Source organism: Methylococcus geothermalis (assembly GCF_012769535.1).
GTDB classification, from domain to species: Bacteria; Pseudomonadota; Gammaproteobacteria; order Methylococcales; family Methylococcaceae; genus Methylococcus; species Methylococcus geothermalis.
In genome coordinates this window covers 2,753,148-2,770,813 of record NZ_CP046565.1, presented here as the reverse complement: position 1 = coordinate 2,770,813, position 17,666 = coordinate 2,753,148, and the positions used below count along the sequence as shown (strand labels likewise).

Below are 17,666 nucleotides of genomic sequence, written 5' to 3'. Positions count from 1 at the left end.
TTGTGTTTCAGGTGTCGTCCGGCGCGGGGAAGCCTTCGGCTGCCTGCCTTTCGGCGCCGGACGGTAGCGGTTCCGATGGCGCCGTCACCCAGGCCGCGATGTCGCGCCAGGGTTTGTCGGCCTGCAGGTCTCGCAGCAGCAGATGATAGCCCTGCCGGTAATAGGCGAAGCGGGTGCCAGGCGGGAGCTTGCCCAGCAGGGCCATGACCGGTGGCCGCGGAATGATTTCGTCGCGTTCGCCGTAGAGGACCAGGGTCGGCGTCCGCAGCGCCGCGACCCGCTCCTGGGCGGCGTCCATCAGGTCCGCCAGGCCGTGGATCGCGTCGACCCGGGTGGCCTTGATGACATTGGGGTCGCGCCCCAGGCCGCGGAGCATCTCGATATTGTCCGACGCCATCACCCCCAGTCCTTCGCCGGTGAGACGGAGCCAGGGCACGGTATGCGAACTCAAGGCCAGCAGGGAGCGCTGGTACCAGGGCATGGTCTCCCGCGACCACACTGCCGGCGCCGACAGGATGAGGCCGTCGGCCCGCGGAGGCAGGGCGGAAGTCATGGCGACGATGGCCACGGCGCCGCCCATGCTTTCTCCGAGCACGTAGACGGGTACGCCGGGATGCCGTGCCCGGACCTGTCCGACGATGGCCTCGAGATCGCGGGCGTAGGCCTCGACACCGGCCCAGAGCCCGCGCCCCGGCGCCAGGCCGAAGCCGCGCTGGTCGTAGGCATAGCAGCCGATGCCGCGGATCTCCAGGTAGCTTCCCAAAGGTTCGAACGCGTGGCTGTAGTCGTTGAAGCCATGCAGGGCGACGATCACGGCCTTGGGGCGCGCAGCGCGTGGCAGCCAGTGCCGGACCGGCAACACCGCTCCGTCGGCGGCGACGAAATGCGCGGTGTGCAGCCGCGGCACCGTCGCTTCCGGGCCGGGGCGATTGATCAGCGGGGCGCAGGCTGTCTGCATCGCGAGGAGTGCCAGGCAAACCAGGGCATGACTGGACCTGAAGCGGAAACGGCGGTGCATGGCGGACATGCGGTGAGAGAATGGATGGCCCCGGATTATACAGCCGGAACACGAGCCCCCTTAGGGGGAAAATGAACCAGGGACGAGCAGTCGATGGAGAGGACGTGAGTGCAAGACTTGGGAGAGGAGAATGCAGTCTTCGCGAAGAAGAAGTGTGTCGGTCCCTGGTCTACCCCAGAAAAGGCAAAGTGTTCGGTGGTTACTTTACGCAAAAGCCGTGCCTCTCCCTGCAGGCGGCGCGCAGTCCGGGACAACGGCCACACGAGGGCGTCGGGGAAGCGCGAGACTGAGGCAATCGCCTCAGTTTCTGTGGGATATGACCCGGCGCATCCTTACCGGGAGCGTTGATGCCTTTGCCGAAAAATGATCCGACACCGCAGAAGTTCGGCGGGTCCCTCGTCCACTTCGCCCGCGATGGATACGGTTCCATCGAAGTGGTTGACGCCTTCGGCGTGAGGACCCTGCATTTCGGGACGCCGGCTCGCCAGAGCGCCATGTGCCTTCAGGAGCCGGACAGGGTGGAGCTGCCGTATGTCCGCGCCCTGCTGAGCGCGCTGCTGTTCCAGCCGGAGCCCGCCGCCATTCTGCTGCTCGGACTCGGCGGCGGCTCTTTGGCGAAGGCCTTGTTCCAGCACTTGCCGGCGAGCCGCATCGACGTGGTGGAGCAGCGCGAGATGGTCGTCCAGGCCGCTCACCGTTTCTTCGGTCTGCCGGAGGATCCGCGCTTGTCGGTCACGGTCGGGGATGCCGCCGAGTTCGTGAAAGAGGCGAGGACGGAACGGCCCTGCTCCTACGATCTCATTCTTGTGGATCTGTTCGATGCACAAGGCATGGCGCCCCTGGTGGGAGACGAGCCGCTCTATCTGGACTGCGCCGGCGCGCTGCGGAGGGAAGGCGTGTTCGGCATCAATCTCTGGGGCACACAAGCCATGGCCTGCAAGCGGGTGCTGGGGATGATGGCGACAGCCTTCGACGGGCCCTCCTTCCGATTGGCGGTTCCGGGCCGGGGCAACCTGATCGGGTTTGCGCTTGGGTCCGAACCGGAACCGGCGACTGCCAGGGCGATGGCGCAGCGGGCCCGGCGGCTCGAAGCCGGCCTGGGCATCGAATTCAGTCGTTTCCTACGCGCCCTGCAGCAGTCGAACCGCGCCCTCTTCGGCTGATTCAGTCCGCGGCGGCGGTGAGGCGCAGGCCCGCTTCGTCGAAATCCAATACGGTGAGTTCGCCGTCGGCGTCGGTGATTTCCGCCCGCTTGAGTTTGCCGTTCTGGTGATAGGCGTAACGGTGTTCCATTTCGACTTCCCCGTAAACCATCTTCCGCAGACCGACCAGACGGCCCTGGTCGTCGAAATGGCCCTGAAAGTAGGTATTCCGGTGGCCGATCTGTTGCGGTTCCAGTTCGGTCATCAGGTTGAGGGGCAGGCTCACGCCGCTGTAGGTCAGGAAGAATCGTGGAGCGCCGGCAGTCGCATCGGGCATGGTTTCACCAGGGGCTGTATTCGTGGAGGGGCGATGATGGCATAGGTTCCTGCCGGCATGGAATGGCGACAGGATGCTGTGTGAAAAGCCATCAACATTACGAGTTTTGACTCGCCAGGCGGGAAGAGCGATCGGCCGCCGATCGGGAAACCTAGGAAATTCCAGGGCTGCAGGGCTTGGCATCCGGGTTGCATCACATATGGCGCATAACCTCACTTTGTCTGGCGGTCGAGTGTTTTTGAACGGAGATCTGCGCAAGGATGCGCCGCTTGCCGCCAGCTTTTTTTGGGGGTCGTCAGATCGGTTCCAGGTTGGCATAAGCCAGCATCAGCCATTTGGCGCCCGCATCCGCGAAATTGACGTGGACCCGAGCCTGGGCCCCGTCGCCCTCCTGCTGCAGAATCACGCCCTCGCCGAATTTGCCGTGGCGAACCCGCTGGCCCAGTCTTAGCCCTCCGGGAGCGCTGGCAGCCGGCTGAGTCGATGGTGATGCGACGGGCCGGCTGACGCCTCCCTTCATCCTGATGTCTTCCAGACAATCCGGCGGCAGTTCGCGCAGGAAGCGGGAAGGCCGCGGGTAGGTCTCCTTGCCGTAGAGCCGCCGGCACTCCGCATGGGTGATATAGAGCTTGCGCCGCGCCCGGGTGATGCCGACGTAGCAGAGCCGGCGTTCTTCTTCCAGCCGGGTCGGGTCTTCCAGCGATTGCAGGCTGGGAAACAAGCCTTCTTCCAGCCCGACCAGAAACACCAGATCGAATTCCAAGCCTTTGGCGGCATGCAGGGTCATGAGCTGGACACAGTCCTCGAAGCTTTCGCCCTGGTTCTCGCCGGCTTCCAGCGCCGCATGGGCGAGGAACTGGTCGAGGCCGCCCAGTTCGGGATCGATCAGCGGTTCCAGCTCGAACTGGCGGGCGGCGCCGATCAGTTCCTCCAGGTTCTCTACCCTGGCTTCCGCCTGTTCGCCTTTTTCCTTGCGGTAATACTCCAGCAATCCCGAGCCGTTGACCGCGAGCTGCACCTGTTCCCACAGCGCCTGCCCCTGTGCCGCCGTCGCCATGGCGTCGACGAGCTCCAGGAATCCGGCCAGGGCGCCGGCTGCCCGGGCGGGCAGCGTGCCGCTGCCGATCAGCTTCTCCGCGGCGGCCCACAACGACAGCTGCTCGAACCGCGCCAGATCGCGGATCAGATCGAGGGTCTTGGCGCCGATGCCGCGGGTCGGCGTGTTGATGACCCGCTCGAAACCGGGATCATCGTGGCGGTTCGCCATCATCCGTAGGTAGGCCAGGGCATCCTTGATCTCGGCGCGCTCGAAGAAGCGCTGGCCGCCGTAAACCCGGTAGGGTATGCCGAGAGCGAGCAGCTTTTCCTCGAATTGGCGCGACTGGGCGTTGGAGCGGTAGAGGATGGCCGCGTCGCTGCGCCGGCCGCCTTCCTCGACCCAGCGGCGGATCCGCTCGACCACGAAATAGGCCTCTTCCTGTTCGTTGAACGCGGCATAGACCGAGATCGGCTCGCCCGCGCCGCCCTGCGTCCACAGATTCTTGCCCAGCCGGCTCTCGTTCTTGGCGATCAGCGCGTTTGCAGCGCTGAGAATGTTGCCGGTGGATCGGTAGTTCTGCTCCAGGCGGACCAGCCGGTGGCGCGGATAATCCTGGCGGAAGCGGTGCAGGTTCTCGATCTTGGCGCCGCGCCAGCCGTAGATGGACTGATCGTCGTCGCCCACTACGCTGAGGTTGTCCCGTTCCTGAGTCAAAAGCCGCAGCCAGGCGTACTGGACGCTGTTGGTGTCCTGGAATTCGTCGACCAGCACGTGCTGAAAGCGTTCCTGGTAGTGCGCAAGGACGTCGGCGTTGTCGCGGAGGAATTCGTGGGTGCGCAGCAGCAACTCGGCGAAATCGACCAGGCCGGAGCGCTCGCACAGTGCCTCGTAGGCCAGATAGATCCGCCGCATCTGCTTCTCGAACGGGTCGTAGGAGTCTGGCAGGTTCCTGGCCCGGCGGCCTTCGTCCTTCTGGGCGTTGATGTACCACTGGATCTGGCGCGGCGGCCAGCGCGCCTCGTCCAGTTCCAGGGTCTTGAGCAGCCGGCGGATCAGCCGGTACTGGTCATCGGAATCGAGAATCTGGAAACCGTCGGGCAGCCCGGCCTCGGCCGCATGTCGGCGTAGGAAGCGGTGCGCCAGGCCGTGGAAGGTGCCGACCCAAAGGCCCTGGGTCGGCAGGTCGAGCAGCGACTCGATACGCGCTTTCATCTCGTTCGCCGCCTTGTTGGTGAAGGTCACGGCGAGGACGGCATGCGGTGACACGCCTTCGGCCTTGAACAGCCAGGCGATGCGGTGCACCAGGACGCGGGTCTTGCCGCTGCCGGCACCGGCCAGCACCAGCAGGGAGCGCTCCGGGGCGGTGACGGCCTCGCGCTGGGCCTCGTTGAGGGGGGCGATGATGTCGGTGATGTCCATGACGGGCATTTTACACCTGTCTTGCGCAATACCTGGGGAGCCTGCACAATCGCGAGGCTCTACTCGACGGCGATGGCGGCCCGCGCCATGGCCGTTTTCCTCGCCCAGCCCCTTGGGGGAAGGGTTTTTGCTACGCGAACTGCACGTTTAAGAGGAGGTTATGACATGGCTTTTGATTATAAGAAAATGCTAAAGCGTGAGCTCAACGTCGGCCTGAAAGATCGCCAGTACCGCATGATAGGCGGCGCCGCGGCGCTGCTGCTTTCTGTCTTCATGGGAAACATTGTCCTGCTGCTGATCGGCATCGTCCTCGTGGCGACTGCGTTCATGCGCTGGTGCCCAGTGTATTCCGGTCTGTCCAAGAGCACCGTAGACCCGAATGAGCCGACGGCCGGCGGTGGTTGCCCCCATTCCGATACTGAATCCCACTAAAGGACGGCGGTTTCTGCTGGCGCAAGGAGGCGCCCCGGCTAGTCCTCTCGCCGGCACTGGCCTTCGATCGTGCGGGAGCCGGAATCGGGCGACTGGAGACCCTGGAGCGCGTGATCGACGAGGTAGCCCGCCAGCCAGCGGCGCGAGGCCGGCAGCAGCAGGAAAAGGCTCATCCCGTCGGAAATGAAGCCGGGTATCAGCAGCAGGATGCCGGCGGCGAAGATCAGGCCGCCCTCGATCATGTCCTGCGCGGGAAGGCGTCCGGCATCCAGGCTCTGCTGGATGCGGCCGAAGGTCTTCAGTCCCTGGGTTTGCAGCAGATAGGTGCCGGTCAGCGCCGCGCAGCCCAGCAGCAGAATGGTGGGAAGGAAGCCGAGCAGGCCGCCGACATGGATCAGGACGTAGATTTCGGCGATCGGCAACAGCAGGAGCGCCAGGATGGCAAGTTTCAACGGATTCATCGACGCAGTGTTTCTGCAATTGAAGTGGCGCACTTTCTGCCATGACATCGGTCTACTGTCTAGTGCTTTGTAGTTGTCCGGACGAAGAATCCGCCGGTATCCTGGCGGAGGGGCTGGTCGAGGGACGGCTGGCGGCCTGCGTAAACATCGTTTCCGGGGTCCGGTCGGTTTATCTGTGGCAGGGCGCCCTCGAGAAATCGGCGGAATGCCTGCTCCTGGCCAAAACCTTGGAATCCCGCCTGCCGGAACTGCAAGCCTGGCTGAAAGAGCACCACCCTTATGAACTTCCCGAAATCATCGCGATTCCCATACAAAGTGGTCTGCCGGAATATCTCGAATGGATCGGAACATGCGTGACACCTTCGTGATGCGGATTTATCTGCTGCTGGTCTTATGCCTGGCCGGAATGCCGGCCTTCGCCATCGACAGCCGTGACCTTTTGCCGCCGGAGCGGGCATTTCCGGTGGCGACGCGGCTCGAGGGTTCCGGCACGGCCGTGCTGTCCTGGGACATCGCCGATGGCTATTATCTCTACCGGAGCAAGTTCAAGTTCGCATCGCGCGCCGCCGGTATCCGTCTGGGCGAGCCGGTCTTCCCGGAGGGCCACAAGAAGCAGGATGAGTTTTTCGGCGAAGTCGAAATCTATCGGGGACACATCGAGGTGCGGCTGCCGCTCGTGGCGGAAACCGCGCTGCCGGAGACGCTGGGACTGGAAGTGACCGTGCAGGGTTGCGCCGATGCCGGCGTCTGCTTCCCGCCGTACCAGCGATCGCTCGAAGTGAAAACCGCTGCGACGAGCGGCGTGGGTGCGCTCACGCGCCTGGCCGGCGCGCTCCCGGGCATCGGAGCCGGTCCGGCGGCGGGTGATCTGTTGCCGGCGGACCAGGCATTCCGCTTCTTCGCCGATGCGCCGAGCCCGGATACCGTGCGGCTGAGCTGGCAGATCGCGCCCGGGTATTATCTCTACCGGGAAAAATTCCGCGTCGCCTTGCGCGATTCCGAGGGCGTGGCTCTGGGCGGCCATGCCTTCCCGCGCGGCGAGCCGAAGATCGACGAAGCGTTCGGGGCGGTGGAGGTCTTCCATGGCGAGGTGTCTGTCGACATCCCCTTGCTCCGGACCGGCGGCGGTTCGCACGCCATCACCCTGGAGGCCGGATTCCAGGGTTGCGCCGAGAGAGGCGTTTGCTACCCGCCTATGCTGAAGACGGTCGAGCTTGAACTGCCCGCGGCGGCTGAGGGGGGGGTGTCCGCGATCGCCGGGGCGACCGTCATCACTGAACAGGACCGCATCGCCGACAGGCTCTGGCGTGGCTCGCTCTGGCTCAACATGCTCAGCTTCCTGGGCTTCGGCATCCTGCTCGCCTTCACGCCCTGCATTTTTCCGATGATCCCGATTCTTTCCGGCGTCATCGTCGGCCACGGTCATGCGATCACCACGCGCCGGGCGTTTTCACTGTCGCTGGCCTATGTGCTCGCCCATGCCCTGGCTTATACGTGTTTCGGCGTGTTGGCCGCGCTGTTCGGTGCGAACCTCCAGGCCGCGCTGCAGAATCCCTGGGCCATCGGAGCTTTCAGCGCCCTGTTCGTGGTACTGGCGCTGTCCATGTTCGGCTTCTACCAGCTCCAGCTTCCCCCCGCCGTGCAGTCGCGGATTGCCGCACTCAGTTCCAAGCAGCATGCCGGCAGCTTGGCCGGTGCGGCCGTGATGGGGCTGCTGTCGGCGGGGCTGGTGGGGCCCTGCGTGGCGGCGCCGCTCGCGGGGGCATTGATCTACATCGGCCGGAGCGGCGATGCGCTGCTCGGCGGGCTCGCGCTGTTCTCCCTGGGGCTGGGCATGGGACTGCCGCTGCTGGCGATCGGTACCTCGGCCGGCAAGCTGCTGCCCAAGGCGGGCATGTGGATGAATGCGGTCAAATCGGTGTTCGGCGTGGCCATGCTGGCGGTCGCGGTGTCGATGCTGGAGCGGATCGTGCCTCTGTCCGTGGCCATGCTCCTGTGGGGACTGCTGCTCGTCGTATCGTCCGTGTACATGGGGGCGCTCGACGCGCTGCCGGCGGGCGCTTCCGGTTGGCGCAAGTTGTGGAAAGGGCTGGGAGTGGCCATGGCCGCCTATGGGGTGTTCATGCTGCTGGGGGTGGCGGCCGACAGCCGGGATCCCTTGCAGCCCTTGCGGGGTGTGGTCGGCTCGTCCGGCGCCGCCGCCGATGCCGGTCCGGTGTCTTTCGCCAGGGTTGCGAGCGTCGACGAACTGGAGGCTCGCCTGGGCGAGGCCGCCGCCGCCGGACGCTGGGCGATGCTGGATTTCTACGCGGACTGGTGTGTGTCCTGCAAGGAGATGGATCGTTACACCTTCAGTGATCCCGCGGTCAAGGCGAAGCTGAAAGACATCGTGCTGCTCAAGGCCGATGTCACCGAAAACGGCGACAACGATCAGGCGCTGCTGCAACGCTTCGGCCTGGTCGGTCCGCCGGCGACCCTGTTTTTCGGCCCCGATCGGAGCGAACGGAAACCGTTCCGGCTGGTGGGGTTCACGGAGCCCGAAAAGTTCCTCCACCACCTCGACCGGGTGTTCGATGGTGTCCGATAGGATCGTCCTGATCGCAGTCGCCGTGCTGGCCGTCATGGGGGGAGTGGCGGCGCAACGCTGGCTGTCCGCCGGTTCGGTCGAATGGCAGGGGCCGGAAGCCGTGTTCCCGGACCTCTCGGGGAAACCCGTGCGCCTGTCGGATGAACGCTCCGAAGTGCTCATGCTGAATTTCTGGGCCAGTTGGTGCGAGCCGTGCCGGGAGGAAATGCCGGTGCTGGACCGACTGTATGCGGAGTTCAGGCCGCGCGGGCTCAGGATCGTAGGCATCGCGCTGGAGAGCCGGGAAGGGGTCGCAGCGTTTCTGCGGAAGTTTCCGGTCGGCTATCCCATCCTGGTCGGCGAGCATGGCGGCGACGCGTTGGCGGCGCGCCTCGGCAATGCCGGGGGAGGGTTGCCTTTCAGCGTGGTGTTCGATGCCAGCGGCAGGGTGCTCGCGACTCATCTGGGTCCCCAGACGCGGCCCCGGCTCCTGGCTGATATCGAGCCTCGGCTCGCACCCTCCCGATGAGAGCCCTCATTTGAGCGTCTTGTCCGCATTTGTGGACAAAATAGCCCCATTTCGGCAGAATACCGCCGCCTATTTAGGCGATTTGATCGATTCATGAACGGGCGCGCGCAATGGCGGGTATCTTGGTGCTGAATGGGCCTAACCTCAATCTGCTGGGGGTGCGTGAGCCCGGTATCTATGGCAGCGATACGCTTTCCGATATCGAATCGCGCCTCGGCGCGCGGGCCGGAGCGGCGGGCATACCGATCGATTTTTTCCAGAGCAATGCCGAGCATGCTCTGATCGAACGCATTCACCAGGCGTTTCGCGACGCGGTCGACATGGTCATCATCAACCCGGGGGCATTCACCCATACCAGCGTCGCCTTGCGCGATGCGCTGCTGGCCACCGCCATTCCTTTCATCGAAGTACATATTTCCAACGTGCATGCGCGCGAGTCGTTCCGTCGCCATTCCTATCTTTCCGATATCGCCCAAGGGGTCATCTGCGGATTGGGTCCCCTGGGCTACGAACTGGCGCTGCAAGCCGCCCTGCAAATGACACAAAGGTCGTTATAGATGGATATTAGAAAAATAAAAAAACTGATCGAAATCATCGAGGAATCGGGTATCGCGGAAATCGAGATTCGCGAAGGGGAGGAATCCGTCCGCATCAGCCGCTATGCTTCCAGCGTCACGACTCCTGTCGCCGTGACGGCACCGGTGATGCCTGCGGCAGCTCCCCAGGTGATCGCCGGGCAGCCGGCGGCCACCGCGGCCGAAGCGCCCAGGGAATTCACCGGCCACGAGGTGCGCTCGCCCATGGTGGGCACCTTCTATCGGGCGCCGTCGCCGGGTTCCAAGGCGTTCGTGGAAGTCGGCCAGCGGGTCGAAGTCGGCGACACGCTGTGCATCATCGAGGCGATGAAAATCCTCAATCAGATCGAAGCCGACAAGGCCGGCATAGTGACCAGGATTCTGGTGGAGAACGGCCAGCCCGTGGAGTACAACCAGCCGCTGTTCGTGATCGAATAGCCCCGGCCCGCTCTGGCTCAACAGTCTCCCAAGGTGCTCACCATGCTAGGTAAAGTCGTCATCGCCAATCGCGGCGAAATCGCCCTGCGCATCCTCCGGGCCTGCCGCGAACTGGGCATCAAGGCCGTCGCCGTGCATTCCGAAGCGGACCGCGATCTGAAACACGTGCGTCTGGCCGACGAGTCGGTCTGCATCGGCCCGGCTGCGTCGCGCGACAGCTATCTGAACGTTCCCGCCATCATCAGCGCCGCCGAGGTCACCGATTCTCTAGCAATCCACCCCGGCTACGGCTTTTTGTCGGAAAACGCCGATTTCGCCGAAAAGGTGATCCAGAGCGGATTCATCTTCATCGGCCCGAAGCCGGAAACCATCCGTCTCATGGGCGACAAGGTCTCGGCCATCGAAGCGATGAAAAAGGCCGGGATTCCCACCCTGCCGGGCTCGGACGGTCCACTCGGCGACGATGAGGAGGAGAATCTGGCGATCGCCAGGCGCATCGGTTTTCCGATCATCATCAAGGCCTCGGGCGGCGGCGGCGGGCGCGGGATGCGGGTCGTGCACAGCGAGGCCAATCTCGCCGCCTCCATCGAACTGACCCGGAGCGAGGCCGGCGCCGCGTTCGGAAACGACATGGTCTACATGGAGAAGTTCCTGGAAAACCCCCGCCACATCGAGTTTCAGGTGATCGCGGATTCTCACGGCAATGTGGTCCATCTGGGTGAGCGAGACTGCTCCACCCAGCGCCGCCACCAGAAGGTCGTGGAAGAGGCGCCGGCGCCCGGCATCACCCAGGCGCAGCGGGACGAGATGGGCATGCGCTGCGTGCAGGCTTGCAAGGAGATCGGCTATCTCGGCGCCGGCACCTTCGAGTTCCTGTACCAGGATGGCCGGTTCTATTTCATCGAAATGAACACCCGGGTCCAGGTGGAACATCCCGTGACCGAAATGGTCACCGGCTTCGACATCGTGAAGGAGCAGTTGCGGATCGCCGCCGGCGAGCCGTTGTCGATCCGCCAGGCCGAGGTGGAAATGCGCGGGCATGCCATCGAATGCCGTATCAACGCCGAGGACCCTGTCAAATTCACGCCGTCGCCGGGATTGATCGAACAGTTCCACATGCCGGGCGGCCCGGGCATCCGCGTCGAGACCCATATCTACAACGGCTACCGTGTGCCGCCTTATTACGACTCCATGATCGGCAAACTGATCGCGCACGGGGAAACCCGTAGCGGGGCGATTGCCCGGATGCGTACGGCCCTGAACGAGATGGTGATCGGCGGGATCAAGTGCAACATCCCGCTGCTGCTCGACATCGTCAACGACTGCGCCTTCGAGGCGGGAGGACAGAACATTCATTATCTGGAGCAGAAGCTGGGGCTCAAGCACTAAACCTATGTGGCATCAGTTGATGGTGACCGTCGACGAGGATCAGGCCGAGGAAATATCGGACGCGCTGATGGACGCCGGTGCTTTGTCCGTCAGTTTCCTGGATGCCGGCGATCAGCCGCTGTTCGAGCCTCCGCTCGGAACGACGCCGGTGTGGGCGCAAACACGGGTGGTCGGATTGTTCGAGGAGGGCGGCGATCTGGCCGCGGTCCGCTCGGCGCTCGGCCAGCGTTTCGGCGAAGGGCGGCTGCGGGACTGGAGCGAGGAGACGCTGGCGGACCAGGTTTGGGAACGTGCCTGGCTCGAACATTTCCGCCCCATGCGTTTCGGCCGCCGGCTGTGGGTGTGTCCGACCGGATTCACGGTCGAGGAACCCGGCGCGGTGGTGATGCTGCTGGATCCCGGTCTGGCTTTCGGCACCGGCACACATCCCACCACCGCTTTGTGCCTGGCATGGCTGGATGCGGCGGATTTGGACGGTGCGACCGTGGTGGACTACGGTTGCGGTTCCGGCATCCTCGGCATCGGCGCGGCGCTGCTGGGCGCCTCCTCCGTCCATGCCGTCGACATCGATCCGCAGGCGCTGGTGGCTACCGTCGACAACGCGCGGAAGAACGCCGTCGAGGACAAGATCGAGACTTCCCCGCCGGACCGGCTGTCCTCTTTCGAGAGCGACATCGTATTGGCGAATATCCTCGCCAATCCGTTGATGGAACTGGCCGATGAATTGCGGTTGCGGGTACGCCTCGGCGGTCGGATCGTGCTCTCCGGCATCCTGGCCGAGCAGGCGGATGCCGTGGCCTCCGTTTATGCGGGGAAAGGCTTTGAAATGGAGCCCGCCGTGCTCGGCGAAGGCTGGGCCCGACTCGCCGGGGTAAGACGGGCCTAAGGTGTTTACCCGCTGTCCTTCCTGCGGTACGGCTTACGGCATCTCGGTGCGCCAGCTCCGGGAAGGGCGCGGTGTCATGCTCTGCGATCATTGCGGCCGCGTTTTCAATGCCCTGCCGGGACTGGAGGAGAGCGTCCCCGATTCGTTCTCGCAGCCGCCGAAAGGCGTGTCGGGACGCTGGTTCGGGGGAGGGAGGCGGGGCTACGACGAGCCTGCCCGTCCGGGTTTGTTTTTGCGGCTGGTATGGAGCGTCGGCAGTATCGTCTTGACGATCGTCCTGCTCGGCCAGGTGGCGTATTTCGGCAGCATGCGCTTTGCCCAGGACGAGGCCATGCGGCCATGGCTGGTGATGTTGTGCGATGCGGTGGGTTGCCAAGTCCCACCGTACAGCGACGTCGAGTCGATCCAGATCGTGGAGCGCACCCTGCGGCCGGTGCCCGCCACCGGCGGCTATGAATTCCGGCTGGTCATGGCCAACCAGTCCACGGCGGCCCAGGTGTTCCCGTCCATCGTCCTGCGAGTCGTCGACCGGCAGGGGAAGCCTGCCGCCGGGAGGGTGTTTTCGCCGGCAGAGTACCTCCCGAAGGGGAGTGGCCTGTCCATGATGCCGGTCGGCAAGTCTCTTGAAGTCCGTCTGGATTTGGCGAAGCCGGATCGGGACATCAGCGGTTTCACCTTCGAATTGATCTGACACGTGTATCCAGGCGCTTCCCGGTCGGGAACCGCCTTCTCTTTTTATTCTCCAGGGACCGGTGGCGCTTGGGTTGTCGACTGTATGTCTGAATTGTCGGTATTGCGGCTGAAGAAGAACGAGGATCGCCGTCTGCGGGCGGGGCACCTGTGGGTCTTCAGCAATGAAGTGGATGGCGAAAAGACGCCGCTCAAGCGGTTCGCGCCGGGCGAATACGTCGTGGTGGAGGACTCCCGCCAGCAGCCCTTGGGGCTAGCCTACGTCAACCCCGAATCGCTGATCTGCGCGCGGCTCTTGAGCCGCGACCACCGTATCGGGATCGATCAGACCTTCCTGTTGAAGCGCCTGAGCCGGGCGTTGCATCTGCGCGAAATGCTTTTCGACAAGCCCTATTACCGCTTGCTGTATGGCGAAAGCGACGGATTGCCCGGTCTGGTGATCGACCGCCTGGGCGATGTCCTGGTGCTCCAGGCCAGCACGCTCGGGGCAGAGCGGCTCCAGGAGCCGGTGATGGAGGTGCTCGAAAAATTGCTCTCGCCCCGCACCATGGTGCTGAAGAATACCTCCAGCCTGCGCCAGTTCGAGAAGCTCGAGAATTACGTGCGGGTGCTGGGCGCACCGCTCGAGGGTCCGATCGGGATCGAGGAGAACGGTGCCCGCTTCCTGGTCGATCCGGTGGCAGGGCAGAAGACCGGCTGGTTCTTCGACCATCGCCAGAACCGGGCAACCGTGGCGCAGTTGGCCAAATGCCAGCGTGTGCTCGACCTGTTCTCCTATACCGGCGGCTGGGGCGTGCAGGCGGCCTTGGGCGGGGCCGAATCGGTGGACTGCGTGGACAGTTCCGAGTCGGCCCTGGCGCTCGCCGCCGAGAACGCCCGGCTTAATGGCGTGGCGGACCGGATGGCCTTCATCCGGCAGGATGTTTTCGAGTTTCTCAAGCAGCTCAGGCACAAGCGCCAGCGCTACGATCTGATCGTGGTGGACCCACCCGCCCTCATCAAGCGCAAGAAGGACATCAAGGCGGGCGTGGAGGCTTATCACCGCCTCAACCAGGCCGCCATGCAGGTGCTGAACCCCGGCGGAGTTCTGGTTTCGGCCTCCTGTTCCTTCAACCTCCCGCGCCCCACGCTGCATGACATCCTGCGCACCAGCAGCCGGCATCTGGACCGGCATCTGGTGATCCTGGGCCAAGGCTGGCAGGGGCCGGACCATCCGGTCCATCCCGCCATTCCGGAGACCGAATACTTGAAGACCTTCTTCTGCCATCTGTCGATGCCGCTGTAGGCGGCATCTTTCAATCCCGGGCGCCGCGCCTCGCCGCGGTGACGCGCTCGTGGCCCTGCATGTCCCGGTAGTGGTGGATGTCGCGGTAGCCCAAGTCGGTGAGGATGTCCGCGACTCTGGCGGCCTGGTCGTAGCCGTGCTCGAACATCAGCCCGCCGCCGGATGTCAGCGCCTGGCGGGCGCTTTCGGCGATCAGGGTGATGTCCTGCAGGCCGTCGCCAGCGGACACCAAGGCCTGGCGCGGCTCGTACCGGACATCGCCGTTCAGCAGATGCGGGTCGGCGGGGCCGATATAGGGCGGGTTGCTGACGATCAGGTCGAAGCGGACATTGGCCGGCAAAGGCGCGAGCCAGCATCCCTGCAGGAATCGGATCGCCTTGGCGCCGAGTTGGGCGGCGTTGCGGCGGGCGACCGCAAGAGCGGGTTCACTGACGTCCACGGCCCAGACTTCCGCCTCTGGACATTCCAGCGCCAAAGTCACGGCGATGGCGCCGCTGCCGGTGCCCAGATCGAGGATGCGGGGCCGGTCTTCGCGGCGAATCGCCTCGATGGCCAGTTCCACCAGCAGCTCTGTCTCCGGCCGCGGAATCAGCACTTCGGGGGAGACATGGAAGGATCTGGACCAGAACTCCCGCTCCCCCGTCAGATAGGCGACCGGGACACCGCGAGCGCGCTGGGCGACGTGGTCCAGAAAGCATCGTTGGTCCTCCGGCCGGAGCAGGCGCTCGGGCCAGGCGCGCAGAAAGGCACGGTTTTTCCCGATCGAGTGCGCCAGCAGCACCTCGGCATCGAGCCGGGCCGTGTCGCTGACAGCGCCCAGCAGCCCGATGGCATAGGCCAGGGCCGCTTCGATGGAGAGTGTCGCCACAGCCTTCAGGTTTCTGCCAGGCTGGCCAGCATGTCGGCCTGATGTTCCTGCATCAGGGGATCGATCACCGGGTCGAGATCGCCTTCCATGATGGCGTCCAGCCGGTACAAAGTGAGATTGATGCGGTGATCGGTGAGCCGCCCTTGCGGGAAGTTGTAGGTGCGGATGCGTTCGGAGCGGTCGCCGCTGCCGACCTGCAGTCTGCGCGATGCAGCGATGTCGGAATTCTGCTTGTCCTGAGCCGCGGCCAGAATACGAGCCTGAAGCAGGGACATGGCGCGCGCCCGGTTCTTGTGCTGGGAGCGTTCGTCCTGGCACTCCACCACGGTGCCGGTCGGGATGTGGGTGATGCGTATGGCCGAATCGGTCCGATTCACGTGCTGGCCGCCGGCCCCGGAGGCGCGAAAGGTGTCGACGCGGAGGTCGGCGGGGTTGATGTCGATCTCGACCTCGTCGACTTCCGGCAGGATCGCCACCGTACAAGCCGAGGTGTGGATGCGGCCCTGGGCCTCAGTGGCGGGGACCCGCTGCACGCGGTGGGTGCCAGCTTCGAATTTGAGCCGCGAATAGACGTTCTGGCCGCTGATGCGCATCACGACTTCCTTGTAGCCGCCGTGCTCACCCTCGCTTTCGCTGACGATCTCGGTCTTCCAGCCTCGCTGTTCGGCATAGCGGCTGTACATGCGCTGCAGGTCACCGGCGAAGATCGCCGCTTCCGCACCGCCGGTGCCGGCACGGACTTCGAGAAAGACGTTGCGCTCGTCGTTGGGATCGCGTGGCAGCAGCAGGACCTGCAACTCCAGTTCCAGAGCTTCGCTGCGTTTCCGGCCGGCATCGAGCTCTTCCCGCGCCAGGCTGCGGACGTCCGCATCCTTATCCTGGAGCAGGGTTTGTGCGTATTTGATGTTCTCCAGGGTTTCCTGGTACTGCCGGAAGCAGTTGATGCAGGGTTCCAGCTGGGCATATTCACGGCTCAGGGCCTTGAACCGGTTTTGATCGTTCTGGACTTCCGGGGTGGCCAGGAGGCCGGTGATTTCTTCGAAGCGATGGGACAGGTTCTCGAGTTTCTGCTGAACGGAAGGATTCACGTATCGGGGTCTTTGAGTTGAAAGATTTCGCGCGCCGCGGCGACGATGTCGGCGCGTTCGTTCACGCCCGCCTGCCAGATTTGCGAACTGGGCGCATGAATGATCTTGTTGGTCAGGGTTTCCGCCAGCCAGCGCAGGGTGTCCTCGGCGCTCTTGCCACGGCGCAGCTCCCGCAGCGCCCGCTCCAAGGCCGCGTCGCGGTGCTGCTCGGCGTAGCTCCGGACGTCGCGGATGGTGTCGGTCGCGGCCTGGGCCCGGAGCCAGGCCAGGAAATGCTCGACCTCCAGGTCGATGATTTCCTCCGCCTGGAGGGCGGCTTCCTGCCGGGTCTTGAGGTTTTCCTCGACGGTGTGCTGCAGGTCGTCGACGGTGTACAGATAGACGTCCGGGAGCTGCTCGACCTCGGGCTCGATGTCCCGCGGTACCGCCAAGTCCACGATGAACATCGGCTTGTGGCGGCGGCTGCGCAGCGCGCTCTCGATGCTGCCCTTGCCGAGGATGGGCAGGGGGCTGCCGGTGGATGCCACGATGATGTCGGCCTTGGCGAGGTGTTTGGGCAGCTCTTCCAGCGAGATCGCGAAGCCGTCGAACTGGTGGGCCAGGGTATGGGCCCGGTCGAAAGTCCGGTTGGCGATGATGATGTGGCCGATCCGGTTTTCGCTCAAGTGCCGTGCCGTCAGCTCGATGGTCTCGCCTGCGCCGATGAGGATGGCGGTCAGATCGCTCAGGTCGTCGAAGATGCGCTGGGCCAAGCGGATGGCGGCGAAGGCGACCGATACGGGGCTGCAGCCGATCGCCGTGTCGGTGCGGACCTTCTTGGCGGCGGCGAAGGTGTGGTGGAACAGCTTGGTCAGAACCTTCCCGACGGTGCCGGCGTCCCGGGCCGCCTGATAGGCGGTCTTCATCTGGCCGAGGATCTGCGGCTCGCCCAGGATCATGGAGTCCAGACCGCAGGCGACGCGGAACATATGCCGGATCGTGCCGGCATCGACATGGGAGTAAAGGTATTGGGCGATGTCCTGGTCGTCGAGCTGCCGCTGCCCGCGTATCCAGTCGACGATGGGCCGCTGATCGCGCCCTTCGAGTTCGCAATACACTTCGGTGCGGTTGCAGGTCGACAGGATGGCCGCTTCGCCCACCTGCGGCAGGCCGATCAGGTCTTGCAGGGCGAATTGCAAATGGTCGGCGGGAAAGGCCAGACGCTCCCTGATCGAAACCGGTGCGGTGGTGTGATTGACGCCTAAAGTCAGGATCGCCATGGTGAGCAGGTGGCTGAAACAGACGCCGATTTTAATGAAAATGCACCCTTAATCCAATTTCACCGATGCCTAAGTCTTGCCGGCTTATCGGGAAAGGGTACAATTTCGCTCGGAAAAATCGGTTCTGGCCAGCGTCGCAAGCAACATCGGTAATCCCGCGTCCTCCTCCAAATATCCCAGAACATCGGCGCTGGTGGGATGCAGGGAAAGCTTCAGCCTGTCCGGTTGCTTCTGTCTCAAGCTTT

Annotated in this window: 18 protein-coding genes; 11 read left to right on the top strand and 7 right to left on the bottom strand. The window is 64.3% G+C overall.

Translation table 11 applies throughout. The features are described from left to right. Positions 1-7: 7 nt before the first annotated feature. The gene (locus tag GNH96_RS12875; RefSeq protein ID WP_169604039.1) at positions 8-1,018 is read right to left on the bottom strand and encodes an alpha/beta hydrolase; all 1,011 of its coding nucleotides are present in this window, start codon (positions 1,016-1,018) and stop codon (positions 8-10) included. Between the two features lie 347 nt (positions 1,019-1,365). Here GNH96_RS12875 and GNH96_RS12870 point away from each other — a divergent pair, with 347 nt between their 5' ends. Next, positions 1,366-2,181, top strand: a complete 816-nt coding sequence (locus GNH96_RS12870; RefSeq protein ID WP_169604038.1) for a spermine/spermidine synthase domain-containing protein — start codon at positions 1,366-1,368, stop codon at positions 2,179-2,181. 1 nt (position 2,182) lies between these two features. Here the strand turns inward: GNH96_RS12870 and GNH96_RS12865 are convergent, their stop codons facing one another. Together GNH96_RS12865 and uvrD are read right to left on the bottom strand one after the other, a co-directional pair. Continuing rightward, complete coding sequence (locus GNH96_RS12865) at positions 2,183-2,497, bottom strand: DUF6156 family protein (protein WP_169604037.1); 315 nt, start codon at positions 2,495-2,497, stop codon at positions 2,183-2,185. 295 nt (positions 2,498-2,792) lie between these two features. Beyond that, positions 2,793-4,955, bottom strand: coding sequence for a DNA helicase II (gene uvrD, locus GNH96_RS12860; RefSeq protein ID WP_169604717.1), 2,163 nt, complete (start codon positions 4,953-4,955; stop codon positions 2,793-2,795). 165 nt (positions 4,956-5,120) lie between these two features. Here uvrD and GNH96_RS12855 point away from each other — a divergent pair, with 165 nt between their 5' ends. Further along, positions 5,121-5,387 (top strand): YgaP family membrane protein, encoded by a 267-nt coding sequence (locus GNH96_RS12855; RefSeq protein WP_169604036.1) that lies wholly within the window; start codon positions 5,121-5,123, stop codon positions 5,385-5,387. Positions 5,388-5,425: 38 nt separating this feature from the next. On the opposite strand, the gene GNH96_RS12850 is transcribed toward GNH96_RS12855, so the two are convergent. After that, positions 5,426-5,848: an FxsA family protein gene (locus GNH96_RS12850; RefSeq protein WP_169604035.1), complete on the bottom strand. Its 423-nt coding sequence runs from the start codon at positions 5,846-5,848 to the stop codon at positions 5,426-5,428. 41 nt (positions 5,849-5,889) lie between these two features. On the opposite strand from GNH96_RS12850, the gene cutA reads away from it, so the two are divergent. From cutA to GNH96_RS12805, 9 genes are all read left to right on the top strand, one after another. Further along, positions 5,890-6,216, top strand: a complete 327-nt coding sequence (gene cutA / locus GNH96_RS12845; protein ID WP_169604034.1) for a divalent-cation tolerance protein CutA — start codon at positions 5,890-5,892, stop codon at positions 6,214-6,216. Further along, positions 6,198-8,435 (top strand): protein-disulfide reductase DsbD, encoded by a 2,238-nt coding sequence (gene dsbD / locus GNH96_RS12840; protein ID WP_228719859.1) that lies wholly within the window; start codon positions 6,198-6,200, stop codon positions 8,433-8,435. The genes cutA and dsbD overlap by 19 nt, the downstream gene beginning before the upstream one ends. After that, entirely contained in the window at positions 8,422-8,943 is a 522-nt protein-coding gene (locus GNH96_RS12835; RefSeq protein WP_228719858.1) for a TlpA disulfide reductase family protein, read from the top strand. The genes dsbD and GNH96_RS12835 overlap by 14 nt, the downstream gene beginning before the upstream one ends. Positions 8,944-9,053: 110 nt before the next feature. Continuing rightward, entirely contained in the window at positions 9,054-9,500 is a 447-nt protein-coding gene (gene aroQ / locus GNH96_RS12830; protein WP_169604032.1) for a type II 3-dehydroquinate dehydratase, read from the top strand. Next, the gene (gene accB / locus GNH96_RS12825; protein WP_169604031.1) at positions 9,501-9,956 is read left to right on the top strand and encodes an acetyl-CoA carboxylase biotin carboxyl carrier protein; all 456 of its coding nucleotides are present in this window, start codon (positions 9,501-9,503) and stop codon (positions 9,954-9,956) included. A 42-nt stretch (positions 9,957-9,998) separates the two neighbouring features. Then, a complete protein-coding gene (gene accC / locus GNH96_RS12820; RefSeq protein WP_169604030.1) occupies positions 9,999-11,345 on the top strand; it encodes an acetyl-CoA carboxylase biotin carboxylase subunit in 1,347 nt (448 codons plus the stop codon). A gap of 4 nt (positions 11,346-11,349) precedes the next feature. Then, the gene (prmA, locus tag GNH96_RS12815) at positions 11,350-12,231 is read left to right on the top strand and encodes a 50S ribosomal protein L11 methyltransferase (RefSeq protein ID WP_169604029.1); all 882 of its coding nucleotides are present in this window, start codon (positions 11,350-11,352) and stop codon (positions 12,229-12,231) included. A 1-nt stretch (position 12,232) separates the two neighbouring features. After that, the gene (locus tag GNH96_RS12810; protein WP_169604028.1) at positions 12,233-12,922 is read left to right on the top strand and encodes a DUF3426 domain-containing protein; all 690 of its coding nucleotides are present in this window, start codon (positions 12,233-12,235) and stop codon (positions 12,920-12,922) included. 84 nt (positions 12,923-13,006) lie between these two features. Next, positions 13,007-14,206 carry a class I SAM-dependent rRNA methyltransferase gene (locus tag GNH96_RS12805; protein WP_169604027.1) on the top strand — a complete coding sequence of 400 codons (1,200 nt, stop codon included), beginning with the start codon at positions 13,007-13,009 and terminating at the stop codon, positions 14,204-14,206. A gap of 10 nt (positions 14,207-14,216) precedes the next feature. Here GNH96_RS12805 and prmC read toward each other — a convergent pair whose 3' ends face one another. Genes prmC through hemA form a run of 3 tightly spaced genes read right to left on the bottom strand, consistent with a single transcriptional unit; the run spans position 14,217 to position 17,421 of the window. Next, entirely contained in the window at positions 14,217-15,074 is an 858-nt protein-coding gene (gene prmC, locus GNH96_RS12800; protein ID WP_228719857.1) for a peptide chain release factor N(5)-glutamine methyltransferase, read from the bottom strand. A 5-nt stretch (positions 15,075-15,079) separates the two neighbouring features. Beyond that, positions 15,080-16,162 carry a peptide chain release factor 1 gene (gene prfA / locus GNH96_RS12795; RefSeq protein ID WP_169604026.1) on the bottom strand — a complete coding sequence of 361 codons (1,083 nt, stop codon included), beginning with the start codon at positions 16,160-16,162 and terminating at the stop codon, positions 15,080-15,082. Then, the gene (gene hemA / locus GNH96_RS12790) at positions 16,159-17,421 is read right to left on the bottom strand and encodes a glutamyl-tRNA reductase (protein ID WP_169604025.1); all 1,263 of its coding nucleotides are present in this window, start codon (positions 17,419-17,421) and stop codon (positions 16,159-16,161) included. The genes prfA and hemA overlap by 4 nt, the downstream gene beginning before the upstream one ends. Between the last annotated feature and the right edge of the window lie 245 nt (positions 17,422-17,666).